Below are 15099 nucleotides of genomic sequence, written 5' to 3' on the forward strand. Positions count from 1 at the left end.
AGCACGGGCAGGGCGGCTGCTCCGAGGTCCACGGCCGCGGGCTCGGCGGCGGCCGGTGCGACGGCGGCCGGGCCCTGCGCGGGGGCGGCGGGTGCGCGCAGCAGCTCTTCGAGGCGGTCCGCGAACTGCCGCACGATGCGGTCGCCGACCTCCGCCATGATGCCCCGGCCGAACTGCGCGGGCCGGCCGGTGATGTCGAGGTCGGTGCGGACCCGTACCCGGGTGCCGGCGGGGTCCTCGTGCAGGCTCGCGGTGACGGTGGCCGAGGCCGTGCCGGCGCCGCGGGTTTCGTCGGCGCTGAGGTCGAGGACCATGGCACGCTGCGGGGCGTCCCGCCGTACGGTGCCCTCGCCTCGGTAACTCATCTGTACGGCACCGACCTTGACCTTGACACGGCCGGTGAAGCGGTCGCCGTCCAGGGTGTCGAGCACGGCGCCCGGCATACAGGGGGCGACCCGGGCGAGGTCGAGGAAGAGCGTCCACGCCTCGTCGGGTGCGGCGGGGACGGTGAAGGAGTGGTCGAGTTGCATGGGGTGGGTCCTCTCGGTGGTGCAGGGGCTCGGCTCTCGGCGGTCGCTCAGGTGCCGGCGGCGGCCCCGCGGATCAGGTCGCGGACGCGGCTCGGGGAGAGCGGTCCGCGGCGTACGACGGCGCCGTGCGGGCGCAGGGCGTCCTCGACCGCGTTGGCGAGTACGGCCTGAGGGGCGATGGCGCCGCCCTCGCCGAGTCCCTTGACCCCGAGGTCGTTCATCGGGCTCGGGGTGTGGAGCTCGTCCATGTCCAGGTCGGGGATCTCCGAGGAGGTCGGCACCAGGTAGTCCATGTAGGTGCCGGTGCGGGGCTGGCCGTCCGGGCCGTAGATCATCTCCTCGTAGAGGGCGCCGCCGATGCCCTGGGCGATGCCGCCGGTGACCTGGCCCTCGGCGATCATCGGGTTGACGATGACGCCGGCGTCGTGCACGACGACGTACTGGAGGATCTCGATCTCGCCGGTGTGCGCGTCGACTTCGACGACCGCGGCATGCGCGCCGCTGGCGACGGCGAAGCCGGGCGGGCGGAAGTGCACGGTCTCGCTGAGTTCGGTGCCGTGCCGGCCGTCCGTGGGTTCGGGGACGCCGGGCAGGGCGGCCCGGCCGGCGAGTTCGGCGAGGGTGAGGGACGGCCCTTCGGGGTCTTTGGTGGTGAGGGTGCCGTCGTGCAGGTCGAGGGTGTCAGGGGCGACGGCCAGGCGCCGGGCCGCGGCCTCGATGATCTTCTCGCGGACCAGGCGGGCCGCGCGGTGGGTGGCGTTGCCCGCGTTGACCAGGGCGCGGCTGGCGATCGTACCGACGCCGAACGGGGTGGCGTCGGTGTCTCCGCCGATGACGTCGACGGCGTCGGGGCGTACTCCGATGGCGTCGGCCGCGATCTGCGCCATGGAGGTGCGGTGCCCCTGGCCCTGGGAGGGCGCGCCGATGGCGAGCCGGATGCGGCCGGTGGGAGTGACGTCGACACGGGCGGTCTCGAAGGGGCCGAGTCCGGTGGCTTCGATGTACAGGGCGAAGCCGATGCCGAGGTGTCTGCCGTCGGCCGGTCCGTTCCGCTGCCGGGCACGGATCCGCTCGGGCTCGACGCGGGCGACGGCGCGGCGCAGGAGTTCGGGGAAGTCACCGGAGTCGTACGACTGCGGCCGGCCCGAGCGGTCGACGAGACCTGTGGCGTACGGCATCGCGTCGGGTCCGATCAGATTGCGGGCGCGCAGCTCCTCGGGGGCGAGGCCGAGGCGGTCCGCGAGCCGGTCCATGGCGCGTTCCATCGCGAAGACCGCCTCGGGGCGGCCGGCGCCGCGGTAGGGCGTGGCGAAGGTGGTGTTGGTGAACACGCCCTTGACGTCGATGTGCAGGGCGGGGATGCGGTACGGGCCTGCCAGGTGGCACAGCGAGTTGTACGGCACGACGAGGCCGGTCATGTTGTACGCGCCGAAGTTGACGGTGATCCGGTCGCGCAGGCCGAGCAGCCGGCCGTCGGCGTCGGCCGCGAGTTCGATGCGGTGGATCTACTCGCGGGCGTGCGAGGAGGCGGTGAGGTTCTCGTTGCGGTCCTCGCGCCAGCGCACGGGGCGGCCGAGGATGCGCGCGGCGTGCGGTACGAGGAGTTCCTCGACGTAGAGGATGCCCTTCTGGCCGAAGCCGCCGCCGACGTCGGCGGCGATGACGTGCACGGTGTCGGGGGTGAGGCCGAGGGTGTGGGCGACGGCGTCGCGGAGCCGGTGCGGTGTCTGGGTGCCCGACCAGAGGGTCAACCTGCCGGTGTAGGGGTCGACTTGGGCGGACACCGCACGGGTCTCGATGGGCGAGGCGACGTAGCGGTGTGCCTGGAACTCCTCGCTGATCACGGTGTGCGCGCCGGCGAACGCCGCGTCGGGGTCGCCGACCGTGGTCGCGACCGCGACCGCGGTGTTGTCGCCGCCTTCCGGATGGAGCAGCGGGGCGTCGGCGTCCAGGGCGTGGTCGGGGTCGACGAGGACGGGAAGTGCGGAGTAGCGCACGTCGATGAGTTCGAGTGCGTCCTCGGCGAGGTAGCGGTTCTCGGCGAGGACGACGGCGACCGGCTCGCCCACGTAGCGCACGCGGTCGCGGGCGAGCAGCGGCATGGGTGTCATCCGGACCGCGGGGGCCAGGAGTTCGGCGAGTGGGGGCGGGGTGCGCAGTTCTTCCTTGTTGAGGAGTTCGGGGAGGTGGGCGACGTCGGCGCCGGTCCCTACGGCGATGACGCCGGGGGCGTTGAGGGCGGCGCCGACGTCGACCGACTCGATCCCGGCGTGCGCGTGCGGGCTGCGCAGGAAGGCAGCCTCGATCGCGCCGGGCAGGGTGACGTCGTCCACGTAGCGGCCGTGGCCGCGCAGCAGTCGTTCGTCCTCGACCCGGGGTACGGGCCGGCCGATCCAGGGGCCGTCGTCCGGGGCGGGGTGGGTCGTCAGTTCGCTCGTCGCGTTGTTCACTTCGCGCACTCCCCGTAGGTCTCGTCGAGTGCCCGGCCCACGGAGCGGCGGATGTTGCGGTAGCCGGTGCAGCGGCAGAGGTGTCCACTGAGGGCGTCGGCGACCTCGGTGGCGCCGGGGCGCTCCGGGCGGTCGGTCAGTGCGGTGGTCGTCATCAGGAATCCGGGGGTGCAGAAGCCGCACTGCATGCCGTGGCACTCGTGGAAGGCGCGCTGCACATCGGTGAGGGGCGCGTCGTCGGGCGCGAGGCTCTCCACGGTGCGCAGTTCGGCGCCCTCGCACTGGACGGCGAGCGTGAGGCAGGACCGCACGGGTTCGCCGTCGAGGAGGACGGTGCAGGCGCCGCACACGCCGTGTTCGCAGCCGACGTGGGTGCCGGTGAGTCCGAGCCGGTCGCGCAGGAAGTCGCTGAGCAGCAGGCGGGATTCGACGGGGGCGGTGACCGGTTCGCCGTTGACCGTGAGGCGTATCTCGTGCCAGCCGGAGGGTTCGGTGAGCGGCGGGGTGCGGACGGTGGGCGTGGATGTGGGGACGGGGGTGGTGGAGGTCATGAGCAGCGCTCCCATGCGGTGGTGCAGGCGCGGGCGAGGAGGTGGGCGGCGCTCTCGCGCCGGTAGGTGGCGGTGGCGTGCACGTCGTCGGCGGGATCGAGGCCGGCGAGTGCGGCGCACACCGCCGCGGCCACGGCCTCGGGAGCGACGGATGTGCCGATGAGTGCTTCCTCGGCGGAGTGCAGACGTACGGGCACGGGGCCGGCGCCGCAGCAGACGATGCGCGCGGACCGTACGGCATCCCCCGCACGGTCCAGGACGACGGCGACTCCGACGGTCGCGAAGTCGCCGTGTCTGCGGGCGAGTTCCTCGAAGGCCCAGCCGCGCCCCGGAGCGGCCGGGAACACCACCTCGGTGAGCACCTCGTCCGCGTCGACCGCGGTCTGGAAGGTGGCCACGAAGAATTCGGCGGCCGGCACGGTACGGGTGCCGCGTGGTCCGGCGATCACGAAGCTCGCGTCCAGGGCGAGCGCGGCGGTGGGGAGTTCGGCGGCAGGGTCGTGGTGGGCGAGGCTGCCGCAGACGGTGCCGCGGCGGCGGATCTGCGGGTGTCCGATGTGGGCGAGCGCCGCGGCGAGCAGGGGCCAGCCCGCGCGGACGGCCGGATCGGCTTCGGCCCGGTGCTGGCGTACGGCGGCCCCGATGTGCAGGGCGCCTGCGGCGTCCACGTGGCTGCTGCCCAGTTCGGGGATGCGGGTGATGTCGACGAGCAGTCCGGGCCGGGCGAGGCGCATGTTGAGCATCGGGATCAGCGACTGGCCGCCCGCGATCACCTTGGCGTCCCGCTCCTCGTCGGCGAGCAGGGCGAGCGCGTCGGTGAGTGTGCGGGGTGCCGTGTAGTCGAACGGTGTGGGTTTCATCCGGGCCACCTGGCCTCTCGGGTCGTCGAGCGTCATACGTCGCCGCATGTCCGTGGCGCGTCGTCGCACGTCCTCGTACCTCTTGCCTCGTGGGGATCGCGTCGGCCGCGTCGCACGGACCGGATTCCTCCACCAGGGATCTATCTAGTACCTGAAATGATTTACCCTAAAGTTTCTCCTGGCAAGGGGCTGCCGCCCATCTCTCGGTGGAACGGAGTGCGGGACATGCGACACGTCATCGACACGGCGGCCGTCTGGCAGCGGTCGGGCGACCGGTTCGCCATGGCCACAGTGCTGCGGACCTGGGGTTCTTCGCCCCATCCGGCGGGCGCTTCGATGCTGGTGCACGAGGACGGCCGGGTCGTCGGCAGCGTGTCCGGCGGCTGCGTGGAGGCGAGCGTCTGCGCGGTGGCGGAGGAGGTGCTCGCGGGCGCAGACGCGCAGATCGAGACGTACGGCGTCGGGGACGAGGACGCCTTCGCGGTGGGCCTGACCTGCGGCGGCACCATCGAGGTCCTGATCCGGGAGATCACCCGCGCGACCCCGGTCGCCCCGGTCGCCGCGGCGGTCGCCGACGGCCGCCCGGCCGCACTGCTCACCGACGTGGCGGGCGGCGGTTCGCTCGCCGTGGCCGCCGGTTCGGGGCCCGGCACGCACGCGACGCACGGCACGCTCGGCACGGCCGAGCTCGACCGGGCCGCGCGACTGGCCGCCGAGGGCCTGCTGTCCCGTGGTGCCAGCGGCGTCGTACGGGTGGGCCGAGAGCCTTCGGACACGGGCGGGGAAGCCGGGCCGTACTGCGGTCCGGCGCGCGAGTTGCTGGTGCAGTGCTTCGCCGCCCCGGCCCGTCTGCTGGTGTTCGGCGCGGCCGAGTTCGCCCGTCCGCTGGTCGCGGCGGGCGCACTGGTGGGGCGGCGGGTGACGCTCTGCGACGCCCGCGCCGCCTTTGCCACGCCGGAGCGGTTCCCCGGCGCCCACGAGGTCGTGGTCGACCGGCCCGAACGCTGGTTCGCGGCCCATGAACACCTCGTCGACGCCGCCACCGCGGTCTGCGTCCTCACCCACGACGCCCGGTTCGACGTGCCGTTGCTCGCGCTCGCGCTGCGCAGCCGGGCAGGGTTCGTCGGCGCTCTGGGCAGCAGGCGCACCCATCAGGACCGGCTCGGGCGTCTGCGGGAGGCCGGTCTCGGCCCCGTCGAACTCGGCCGGCTGCGCTCCCCCATCGGCCTCGACCTCGGCGGCCGCGGCCCCGAGGAGACGGCCGTGTCCATACTCGCCGAGATCATCGCCACCGCCCGCGGCGGCAGCGGACTCCCGCTCACCCGGCGCACCGGCCCCGTCCACAGCGCCTGACGGAGGATCCTCGACCCTTTTTGAACGACTGTTTTTGTGAACACTCGTTTAATCTGAGGCAGGTGGAATCGCAGCACAAGGGAGAACGGCACTCGTCGACGAGAGTTGCGTCACCCGGCGGTGTTCCCGGTACGGCGTTCGGGGCGCCCGGCGTACGGCAGACTCCGAGGGTGAGACAGGACGAGGAGCCGAGGCGGCGGGGCCGCGCACACGATCCGCAGGGCCGGCGCAGAGCGGTGCTCGACGCGGCGCGACGCCTGTTCGCCGACCACGGCTACACAGGCGTCGGGATCCGCGCCATCGCGGCCGAGGCGGACGTCACGCCCGGCCTGGTGATGGCCTACTTCGGCACCAAGGACGCGCTCTTCCGCGAGGTCGTCGGCAGCGGCGCCGGCGTAGGACCCGAGGTGCTGCGGGCCGCGGGCGAGGATCCGGCACGACTGCCGGACGTGCTGGCCCGCGCCTACCTGGACCGCTGGGACCGGCTGCAGCCCGGTGACCCGTGGCCGGCCCTGATCCGCTCGGCGGTCACCCATGCGCCCAGCGCCGAGCTGCTGCGGAGCATCCTGGAACGGCAGGTCGGCGAGCCGCTGGCCGCGCTGCTCGGGGACGGCCCGGACGCCGAGGTGCGTACGGCCGTGGTCCGCAGCATCCTGTTCGGCGTGATCATGGAGCGGTACGTGTTCGCCCACGAGCCGGCCGCGTCCGTACCGTCGGCGGAGCTCGGCACCGCCCTCTCCGCGGCACTCGCCACCGCACTCGGCCCGGCTCCGTCCGCCGACACCGACAGCGGTACCGACACCGCCGGCGGTACCGACACCGTCGGCGTCCCCACCGCCCGTGCGACGCCTCCGGCACCCACCGAGGCGCCCCGGACGGCACCGGCCGATCGCCGCGAACCCGCCCACTCCCCCGACCTGTTCGCCGCCCTCGGCGAGTGCACGCTGCGCTACCAGGCGCTGCTCGGCCGGATGGTGAAGGAGTACGGCATCAGCCTGCCCGCGCTCGACGTCCTCACCGCCCTGCACACCGCGGACGGATCACGCGGACTCACCATGGGAGAGGTCTCGGCCACCGGGGCGGTACGGGCCGGCGGCCTCACCCAGCACGCGGACCGGCTCGAGGCGCGGGGTCTGATCCGGCGGGAACGCGACCCGCGCGACCGCCGCATCGTCCGCCTCCGCCTCACCGACGCGGGCAGCGAGCTCACCGATCGGGTGGCGGCCGCCCGCCGCGCCCGCGAGGACGAACTGCTCTCCGGCCTGGCGCCGGCGGACCGAAGGCGCCTCTCGGCGCTCCTCGGCACGCTGTCGCGCACGCTGGAGGCCGGTGGCCCGGAACTCTGAGTCCAGAGCTCCGGGCCACCGGCCCCCTATCGCCACTCGATCGCGGCGAACTCCCTTTTCTACGTCAGGAGTTGAGCTGCTCCAGCGTCTTCCCCTTCGTCTCGACGGCGAAGAGCGCGACGATCGCACCGATCAGGGCCACCCCCGCGAGCTGGGCGAAGACCAGCTTCAGGCTGCCGCCGGCGCCGAGGATCCCGCCGACGACGACCGGGCCGAGGATGACGCCGAGCCGGTTCCAGAGTCCGCCGAAGGCGGCGCCCTTGGCGCGGTTGCGGGTCGGGTAGAGCTCCGGCGAGTAGAGGTAGAGCCCGGCGTTGATCGCGTACAGGAAGAAGGTCGTCGCCGAGGCGAAGATCGCCACCTGCAGTCCTGAGGTGGCTCCGGCCAGGGCGAGGACGCCGAGCGTGAGGACCGTGCCGCCGAGCGCCGCGACCAGGGCCGGCCGGCGTCCGATGCGGTCGATGAACATGGCGACGACGAAGGTGCCGATCAGTCCGGTCACGTTGCTGAGCAGGGTGTAGACGAGTGCCGTGGTCAGGTCGAGGCCGAAGTTCTTGGTGTAGAGCGACGGCAGCCAGGTGGAGATGCCGTGGTTGACGTAGTACGCGACGAACCACAGTGCCGACACGATGACGGTACGGCGCAGATACCGGCCGACGAACAGCTCGCGCAGCCGCCCCCGGGTCACGTCCTCCTCCACCCGGTGGTCGGTCGCCGCGGGCGCGGGCAGGACGTCGCCGGTGGCGCGGGAGACCTGTGCCTCGATGTCCGCGAGCGCCCGCTCGGCCTCCTCGGTGCGTCCCCTGGCAAGCAGCCAGCGCGGTGACTCGGTCACGGTGCGCGGCAGCAGCGCGGCGAGGATCACCGGCACGGCACCGATCACGAACATCGCGCGCCAGCCGAAGTTGGGGACGACCCAGACGGCGACCAGGCTGGCGGCGGCGAGACCCGCCGGGAAGATCATCTCGTAGATCAGTACGAAGCGGCCGCGCTTGTCGGAGCGGGCAATCTCGTTGATGTACGTGGCGGCGACCGGGACGACACCGCCGATGCCGAGGCCCTGGACGAAGCGGAAGAGGGCGAAGGTCTCGATGTTCCAGGAGAAGGCGACCGCGAGCGAGGCGATCGCGGTGACACCGACGCCGAGCGCGACGGTGCGCACCCGGCCGATCCGGTCGCCGAGCGAGCCGGCGAGCAGCGCTCCGATGAGCATGCCGATCGACGCGGCCGTCACGGCGAAGGTCGCCTGGCCGGTGCTGAGGTTCCACTCCTCCGTGAGGACCGGCAGTGCGGAGGCGGCGAGCAGCTGGTCGAACGCCTCGAAGAACGTCACGGCGCCGATCATGAATCGGACCTTGACGTGCCACCGGGATTGGGGCAGGCGCTCGAGCCTTGCGGCTATCGAACCTGCGGCAGCCGTGTCGGCCACAGTCGTCATGACGGGGATCCTTCCGCAGCAGAGAAGCTGCGGCGACCCTAGAAGCGCTTAACTAAGCGGTCAATAGTTAATGGCCTAAATACTTTCGACGACACTTCAGGGGTGACCGCCGAGCGCTCTGATGTCGAGCCGACGAACGGCACTTCGGCAAGTCGCGCGACCCAGGGGGTTGCGGGAATATATTTAAGCCCTTAGATTTCTAGCACTTGACCGACCTCGATCGAACTCGCAGCGAACCGTCAACAGGCCCATGCCCCGCCCCTCTTGGAGGTCTTGCCGTGCCTCGCACAGCCCACGAGATCCTGATCGCCGGCCAGTGGCGACGCGGCGCGGGCGAGCCCATCGACACCGTCGACCCGGCGACCGGCGATGTGCTCGCCACCGTCCACTCCGCGTCCGTCGACGAGGTCGACGAGGCGGCGCGGGCCGCGGCGCGGGCCGCGGCGGATCCGGCCTGGCGCGATCTGCTGCCGCACGAGCGGGCCAGGCTGCTCCACCGCATCGCCGACCGCACCGAGGCGGCGGCCGACGAGCTGTCCCGCCTGCAGACGGCGGACACCGGCAAGACGCTCACCGAGACCAGGGCGCTCGCGCTGAGCGCGGCCGGCACCTTCCGGTACGCCGGCGCCGCCCTGGAGACCGCCGAGGAAGCGCTCACCCCGTCCCGTGGCCCGTACGTCACGATGAGCGTCCACGAGCCGATCGGCGTGGTCGGCGCGATCAACCCCTGGAACTCCCCCGTCGCCTCCGACGCCCAGAAGATCGCCCCGGCGCTCGCGGCCGGGAACGCGGTCCTGCTCAAGCCGGCCGCCTGGACCCCGCTCGTCTCCCTCGCCCTCGGCCGCATCATCACCGAGGCGCTGGACGAACTCGGGCTGCCCACCGCGCTGTTGTCGGTCCTGCCGGGCAGCGGCCGGGTGGTCGGCGACGCCATCGTGCGCCATCCCCTGGTGGGGCGGATCGGCTTCACCGGCGGCACCGGTACCGGCCGGACCATCGCGGCCGCCGCGGCCGAGAAGCTGATCCCGGCCTCGCTCGAGCTCGGCGGCAAGTCCCCGACCATCGTGCGCGCCGACGCAGACATCGAACTCGCCCTGTCCGGCGTCCTGTTCGGCATCTTCTCGTCGACGGGCCAGTCCTGCATCGCCGGCTCACGGCTCTTCGTCGCCCGTGAGATCTACGACTCCTTCGTGGGCGAACTCGTGGCGCGCGTGGGCAAGTTGCGGGTCGGCCCGGGCACCGCCCCCGACACCCAGGTCGGCCCGCTCGTGCACCACAGCCACCGCGACGCCGTCGCCGCGCACGTGGACCGGGCACGGGCCGAGGGCGCACGGGTGCTGTGCGGCGGCGCGGCACCCGAGGGCGAGCAGTACCGCGACGGCGCCTACTACCTGCCGACCGTCCTGGACGGCGTGCCCAACTCGGCGCGCATCTGCCAGGAGGAGGTCTTCGGCCCGGTCCTGGTGGCTCTCCCCTACGACGACGAGGACGACCTGGTCCGCCAGGCCAACGACACGGTCTACGGCCTCGCCTGCGGCATCTGGACCCGCGACCACCGCGCCGCCTGGCGACTGGCGCGGCGTATCGACGCGGGCACGGTCTGGATCAACACCTACAAGCAGTTCAGCGCCTCCACCCCGTTCAGCGGGACCAAGGACAGCGGCCTCGGCACCGAGAAGGGCCGCGAGGCCATCCGCTCCTACCAGCGGCAGAAGTCCCTGTACTGGGGCACCTCGGACAGCCCGCTGCCCTGGGCCAACTGACCCGGCACGCCCGCCACTTGGAGTACGTCATGCACCAAGCACCCCCGGTCCTGCACCAAGCACCCGCGTCCGGGCCGATCGCTCGCCTGCGCTCCCTGCGCTACGTGGAGTTGCACACCCCCGCCTTCACCGAGGCCGCCGACTTCTACCAGGAGGTCTGGGGCCTGACCACCGTCGAATCGGACACCGGAGCGCGCTGGCTGCGCGGCACCGGGGACGAGCACCACGTCCTGCACCTCACCGAGCGGGACCGGGTCGGCCTCGGCCGGCTCGCCTTCTCCGTCGGCACGCCCGCCGAGGTCGACGAGGCGGCCCGCCGCCTGGAGGCCCGCGGGATCGTCCCGGTGTACGGGCCCGGCCCGCTCGACCAGGCGGGCGGTGGCTACGGTCTGCGGTTCACCGACCCCGAGCAGCGGCTCGTCGAGATCAGCGCCGAGGTGCACGCGGTCGCGCCGCGCGGACGCGACGCCGCCGTCCCCGTCGGGGTGACGCACGCCGTACTCAACACCGTCGACATCGACGCCGCCGTCGCCTTCTACTGCGAGGTGCTCGGCCTGAGGGTTTCCGACTGGTCCGAGCACCAGATGGCCTTCCTGCGCTGCAACGCCGACCACCACTGCATCGCCTTCAACCGCGCCGAGTGGACCTCCCTGAATCATGTGGCGTACGAGATGACCTCGGTCGACCACTTCATGCGCGGGCTCGGCAGGCTGCGCCACCACGGGATCGTCCCGCAGTGGGGCCCCGGCCGGCACGGGCCCGGCAACAACACGTTCTCGTACTTCACCGACCCGTCCGGGCTCGTCTGCGAGTACACGTCCGAGGTCGCCCAGATCGTCGAGGACGCCTGGATCGCCCGGGTCTGGCGGCGCGTCCCCGAGCTGTCCGACCTGTGGGGCACGGCGGGACCGCCGTCCGAGGAGATCCGCTGCCACATGGCGGGCACGCCCGACCCCGGCCCGCTGCACCGCCCGCAACCCCAGGAGGCCACCGCATGACGACCGCACACACCGTACGCAAGGTCGGCGTGGTCGGCTGGGGCGCGATCGGCCGAGTGGCAGGCGGCGCGCTCGCCGCGGGTGGGATACCCGGCGCCGAGCTGGTCTGCATCGTCGACAACCGTCCGCTCGGGGAAGCCGCCCCCGCTCCCCAGGTCTCCTTCGAACAGGCCCTGGACAGCTGCGACTTGATCGTGGAGGCCGCGGGCCAGGGTGTCGTACGGGAATGGGGCGAGCGGGTACTGGCCTCCGGCACCGATCTGCTCGTCGCCTCCACCGGGGCGCTCACCGACGACGAGCTCGCGAAGCGACTGCTCGCCGCCGGACCGGGCCGGGTGTACTTCACCGGCGGCGCGGTCGGCGGGCTCGACCTGCTGCAGTCCGTCCGCGGACTCGGCCCGCTCGACTCGGTGACCCTGACCACCACCAAGCTGCCCTCGACCCTCGAACAGCCTTGGATGGACGAGGAGTTGCTCGATCGGATGCGGTCGGCGACCGGTCCGGTGGTCGTCATGTCGGGCACCGCACGGGACGTCCCGGTGAAGTTCCCGAAGTCGACGAATGTGGCCGCCTCCGTCGCCCTGGCCGTCGGCGACCTGGACGCTGTGCGGGTCCAGGTCGTCGCCGACCCGGGTGCGCTGCGGACCCGGCACGTCATCGAGGCGTCGGGCCCGCACGGCGCGTACCGCTTCGAGGTGGCGCACGTACCGGACGCGGCGAACCCGGCGACCAGCAAGGTCGTGCCGCACGCGGTACTGCGCAGCCTCGCGGCGCTGGCCGGCCGGACGGGACAGATCCTGTGAGCGCGCCGACCCCGGTCGGCGCACCGACCGCCACCGCCGCCCGGGTGCACGTCCAAGAGGCGGGCGAGCAGGGCCCGTTGCTGCTCTGTCTGCACGGGATCGGCTCCTCGTCGGCCGCGTTCGCCGACCAGCTGGCCGAACTGTCCGCGTACGTACGGGTGGTGGCCTGGGACGCCCCCGGATACGCCGCGTCCGCCGACCCGGACGAGCCGCTCGACCTGGACGGATTCGCCGACGCGGCCGCCGAGGTGATCCGCGCACGGGCCGCCGACGCCCATGTGCTCGGCGTCTCGTGGGGCGGGGTGATCGCACTGCGCCTGGCCGCCCGCCACCCGGACCTCGTCAGGTCGCTGATCGTCGCGGACTCCAGCCCGGGGTCCGGGACCGACGAGGCGAAGGCGGCGGCCATGCGGGCGCGGGCCGATGAGCTCGCGACGCTCGGCCCGCGGGCGTTCGCCGAGTCGCGCGGCCCGCGCCTGGTGTCGCCGGGCGCGCCCGGCGAACTGGTCCGCCGGGTCGTCGACACCATGGCCTCGTCCGTGCGGCTGCCGGGCTACGGCTACGCCGCCGAGTCGATGGCCTCGGCCGATCTGCGCGCCGAACTGCCCGGCATCGCCGCACCCACCCTCGTGATCTGCGGCGAACACGACACGGTGACCGGGATCGAGGCCGGACAGGCCATCGCCGGCGCCATCCACCGGACCGCCTACGTGATCGTCAAGGACGCCGGTCACCTGGCCAATCAGGAGCAGCCCCGGGCGTTCGACGCCTGGGTCCTCTCGCACCTGCGCATCACCGACCGGATACCCGAGCACATCGCCCGGTCCGCAACCGAACAACCCTCGTACGTCTAGGAGTTCACCATGCCTCTGACCACCACCGAGTACGTCGAAGGCGGCGACCTCGCCGCGTACACCGACTCCCTCATCGCCACCAAGGACTCGCGGATCGCGGACTTCGACACGCTGTCCTTCCAGGAGAAGGCCGGTGCCCGGTTCCGCCGCGGTCAGATCCGCTACGTCGGCTCCGGTGCGACCGGCAACCACGAGGGCGACAGCCGCATCATCCCGTCCGGCGGATTCACCTTCTCCAACATGCTGCTGCCGCCCGGCGCCGAGGGCCCGGCGCACACCCACCACGACGTGGAGGAGGCCTTCTTCGTCCTCGAGGGCGAGGTCAAGGTGGGCATCCACCGCGGCCCCGACGAGGCCGAGTACCGCACCCTCGGCTACCGCGACATGATCGTCGTGCCGGCCGGTGTGACCCGCTCGCTGAAGAACGAGGGCGACACCGACGCGCTGTTCTGCGTGGTCATCGGCACCCAGAAGCCGCAGGTGCCGAGCTACCCGGAGTACTCCCCGATGCACGGCGTCACCCGTGACTGACGCTCGCCCGCCGGAATCGGGCACGACCGGCACCCGCACGGTCGTCGTCACCGGCGCGGGCCGTGGCCTCGGACTGGCCATGGCCCGCCGGGCCGGCGCGGACGGCTTCCGGGTCGTCGTCGCCGAACTCGACGACGCCCGGGGGCGGGAGGCACAGAAGCTGCTTCGCGCGGACGGGCTCGACGCCCACTTCGTACGCTGCGACGTGGGCGTACCGGACTCGGTGGCCGAACTCGCCTCCCGTACGGCCGAGTTGGGTCCGCTGCACGCCGTGGTGAACAATGCCGCGCTCGCGAACGGCGTGGGCGGCAAGGAGTTCTGGGACCTCGAGGTGGCCGAGTGGGACCGTCTGATGACGGTCAACGCGCGGAGCCCGTGGCTGGTGTCCAGAGCACTGCTCCCGCAGCTCCTGGCGCACGGCGCGGGCGGCCGGATAGTGAATCTGGCCTCGGACGCGGCCCTGTACGGCTCGCCCCGGCTGGCGCACTACGTGGCTTCCAAGGGCGCGGTGATCGCACTGACCAGGGCGATGGCCAGGGAGCTCGGCGACCGGGGCGTGACCGTCAACGCCGTCGCGCCCGGACTCACCGAGTGCGAGGCCACCGAGACCGTGCCGGCCGAGCGGCACGAGCTGTACCGCCTGAACCGGGCGATCTCGCGGCCGCAGCAGCCCGAAGACCTCACCGGCCTCGTCGCGTTCCTGCTCGGCGACGAGTCCCGCTATCTGACCGGACAGGTGCTCGCCGTCAACGGCGGCTTCACCATGCACTGACCGCCGGGCCGTTCGATCGGCCCACCGGTCAACCCCGCACTACGACTGGAGAGTTCACCCCATGGATCTGGGTCTCGCCGACCGCACCGTGGTCGTCACCGGAGGCAGTTCGGGCGTCGGCCTGGCCACGGTCCGCGCCCTGCTCGAGGAGGGCGCCCGCGTCGCCACCTGCGGCCGGGATGCCGAGCGCCTCGCCAAGGCCACCGCCTCGCTGCCCGCCGACCGGCTCCTGACATCGGTCTGCGACGTGCGCGACGCGGATGCGGTCAACGCCTTCGTACAGCAGACCGCCGACACCTTCGGCGGCGTCGACGGCCTGGTCAACAACGCGGGCCAGTCCCGTATGAAGGGCCTGGACGCCGCCACCGCCGACGACTGGCGGGACGAGCTCGAGCTGAAGTTCGCGGGCGTGCTGCACCCCCTGCATGCGGCCCGCCCGCACCTGAAGGCCTCCGACGCGGCGGCCGTGGTCAATGTCAATGCGGTCCTGGCGAAGCAGCCGGAGACCCGTCTGATCACCACCAGTGCCGCCCGCGCCGGAATCCTGAACCTCTCCAAGTCCCTGTCCACCGAACTCGCCCCCGAGGGCATCCGGGTCAACTCCGTCTGCCTCGGTCTGGTCGACACCGGCCAGTGGACGCGCAGGCACGCGGCCGCGGCCTCCGGTCTCGACTACGCGGACTGGCAGGCGGAGTTGGCGGCGGACCGGGGCATCGCGCTCGGCCGGCTCGGCCGCGCCGAGGAGGTCGCCTACGCCGTGGTGACGCTCCTTTCGCCACGCGCCTCCTACATCACCGGCACCGGCATCGACGTCTGCGGCGGCGTCGGCCGCTCGATCCTCTGAGGAGAC

The 15099-nt window shown here is 72.6% G+C and carries 14 protein-coding genes and 1 pseudogene; 9 read left to right on the top strand and 6 right to left on the bottom strand.

Annotated features, from left to right (window positions below; translation table 11 throughout):
• From DY218_RS07500 to DY218_RS07515, 5 genes and pseudogenes are all read right to left on the bottom strand, one after another.
• A partial coding sequence (locus DY218_RS07500) for an SRPBCC family protein (protein ID WP_128555123.1) occupies positions 1-530 on the bottom strand: 530 nt, incomplete at its 3' end.
• A gap of 47 nt (positions 531-577) precedes the next feature.
• Positions 578-1708, bottom strand: coding sequence for a xanthine dehydrogenase family protein molybdopterin-binding subunit (locus DY218_RS35685; protein ID WP_407703582.1), 1131 nt, complete (start codon positions 1706-1708; stop codon positions 578-580).
• Between the two features lie 27 nt (positions 1709-1735).
• A pseudogene (locus tag DY218_RS35690) lies at positions 1736-2989 on the bottom strand (xanthine dehydrogenase family protein molybdopterin-binding subunit); the annotation flags it as partial.
• Positions 2977-3531 carry a (2Fe-2S)-binding protein gene (locus DY218_RS07510; protein ID WP_199566654.1) on the bottom strand — a complete coding sequence of 185 codons (555 nt, stop codon included), beginning with the start codon at positions 3529-3531 and terminating at the stop codon, positions 2977-2979. The pseudogene DY218_RS35690 and the gene DY218_RS07510, both read right to left, overlap by 13 nt.
• Entirely contained in the window at positions 3528-4391 is an 864-nt protein-coding gene (locus tag DY218_RS07515; RefSeq protein WP_128555125.1) for an FAD binding domain-containing protein, read from the bottom strand. The genes DY218_RS07510 and DY218_RS07515 overlap by 4 nt, the downstream gene beginning before the upstream one ends.
• A 225-nt stretch (positions 4392-4616) precedes the next feature.
• Between DY218_RS07515 and DY218_RS07520 the strand changes: the two genes are divergently transcribed.
• On the top strand, positions 4617-5744 hold the full coding sequence (locus DY218_RS07520; protein WP_128555126.1) for an XdhC family protein: 1128 nt from the start codon (positions 4617-4619) through the stop codon (positions 5742-5744).
• Between the two features lie 170 nt (positions 5745-5914).
• Positions 5915-7090 (top strand): TetR/AcrR family transcriptional regulator, encoded by a 1176-nt coding sequence (locus DY218_RS07525; protein WP_128555127.1) that lies wholly within the window; start codon positions 5915-5917, stop codon positions 7088-7090.
• 64 nt (positions 7091-7154) lie between these two features.
• Here DY218_RS07525 and DY218_RS07530 read toward each other — a convergent pair whose 3' ends face one another.
• Positions 7155-8528: an MFS transporter gene (locus tag DY218_RS07530; RefSeq protein WP_128555128.1), complete on the bottom strand. Its 1374-nt coding sequence runs from the start codon at positions 8526-8528 to the stop codon at positions 7155-7157.
• A 278-nt stretch (positions 8529-8806) separates the two neighbouring features.
• Here DY218_RS07530 and DY218_RS07535 point away from each other — a divergent pair, with 278 nt between their 5' ends.
• From DY218_RS07535 to DY218_RS07565, 7 genes are all read left to right on the top strand, one after another.
• Entirely contained in the window at positions 8807-10291 is a 1485-nt protein-coding gene (locus DY218_RS07535; RefSeq protein ID WP_128555129.1) for an aldehyde dehydrogenase family protein, read from the top strand.
• 29 nt (positions 10292-10320) lie between these two features.
• Complete coding sequence (locus DY218_RS07540) at positions 10321-11289, top strand: VOC family protein (RefSeq protein ID WP_128555130.1); 969 nt, start codon at positions 10321-10323, stop codon at positions 11287-11289.
• A complete protein-coding gene (locus tag DY218_RS07545; protein ID WP_128555131.1) occupies positions 11286-12092 on the top strand; it encodes an aspartate dehydrogenase domain-containing protein in 807 nt (268 codons plus the stop codon). Before DY218_RS07540 ends, DY218_RS07545 begins: the two co-directional genes overlap by 4 nt.
• Positions 12089-12946 carry an alpha/beta fold hydrolase gene (locus DY218_RS07550; RefSeq protein WP_128555132.1) on the top strand — a complete coding sequence of 286 codons (858 nt, stop codon included), beginning with the start codon at positions 12089-12091 and terminating at the stop codon, positions 12944-12946. The genes DY218_RS07545 and DY218_RS07550 overlap by 4 nt, the downstream gene beginning before the upstream one ends.
• 9 nt (positions 12947-12955) lie before the next feature.
• The gene (locus DY218_RS07555; RefSeq protein ID WP_128555133.1) at positions 12956-13477 is read left to right on the top strand and encodes a cupin domain-containing protein; all 522 of its coding nucleotides are present in this window, start codon (positions 12956-12958) and stop codon (positions 13475-13477) included.
• The gene (locus tag DY218_RS07560; RefSeq protein ID WP_128555134.1) at positions 13470-14249 is read left to right on the top strand and encodes an SDR family oxidoreductase; all 780 of its coding nucleotides are present in this window, start codon (positions 13470-13472) and stop codon (positions 14247-14249) included. Before DY218_RS07555 ends, DY218_RS07560 begins: the two co-directional genes overlap by 8 nt.
• A 61-nt stretch (positions 14250-14310) precedes the next feature.
• Positions 14311-15093 (top strand): SDR family oxidoreductase, encoded by a 783-nt coding sequence (locus DY218_RS07565; RefSeq protein ID WP_128555135.1) that lies wholly within the window; start codon positions 14311-14313, stop codon positions 15091-15093.
• The last annotated feature ends 6 nt before the right edge of the window (positions 15094-15099 follow it).

The organism is Streptomyces triticagri, assembly GCF_003429565.1.
GTDB classification, from domain to species: Bacteria; Actinomycetota; Actinomycetes; order Streptomycetales; family Streptomycetaceae; genus Streptomyces; species Streptomyces triticagri.

Coding starts and splice junctions, on each gene's coding strand:
- DY218_RS35685 (WP_407703582.1), bottom strand. CDS start 1,708: ATGCCGTACGCCACAGGTCTCGTCGACCGCTCGGGCCGGCCGCAGTCG.
- DY218_RS07510 (WP_199566654.1), bottom strand. CDS start 3,531: ATGACCTCCACCACCCCCGTCCCCACATCCACGCCCACCGTCCGCACC.
- DY218_RS07515 (WP_128555125.1), bottom strand. CDS start 4,391: ATGAAACCCACACCGTTCGACTACACGGCACCCCGCACACTCACCGAC.
- DY218_RS07520 (WP_128555126.1), top strand. CDS start 4,617: ATGCGACACGTCATCGACACGGCGGCCGTCTGGCAGCGGTCGGGCGAC.
- DY218_RS07530 (WP_128555128.1), bottom strand. CDS start 8,528: ATGACGACTGTGGCCGACACGGCTGCCGCAGGTTCGATAGCCGCAAGG.
- DY218_RS07540 (WP_128555130.1), top strand. CDS start 10,321: ATGCACCAAGCACCCCCGGTCCTGCACCAAGCACCCGCGTCCGGGCCG.
- DY218_RS07545 (WP_128555131.1), top strand. CDS start 11,286: ATGACGACCGCACACACCGTACGCAAGGTCGGCGTGGTCGGCTGGGGC.
- DY218_RS07555 (WP_128555133.1), top strand. CDS start 12,956: ATGCCTCTGACCACCACCGAGTACGTCGAAGGCGGCGACCTCGCCGCG.
- DY218_RS07565 (WP_128555135.1), top strand. CDS start 14,311: ATGGATCTGGGTCTCGCCGACCGCACCGTGGTCGTCACCGGAGGCAGT.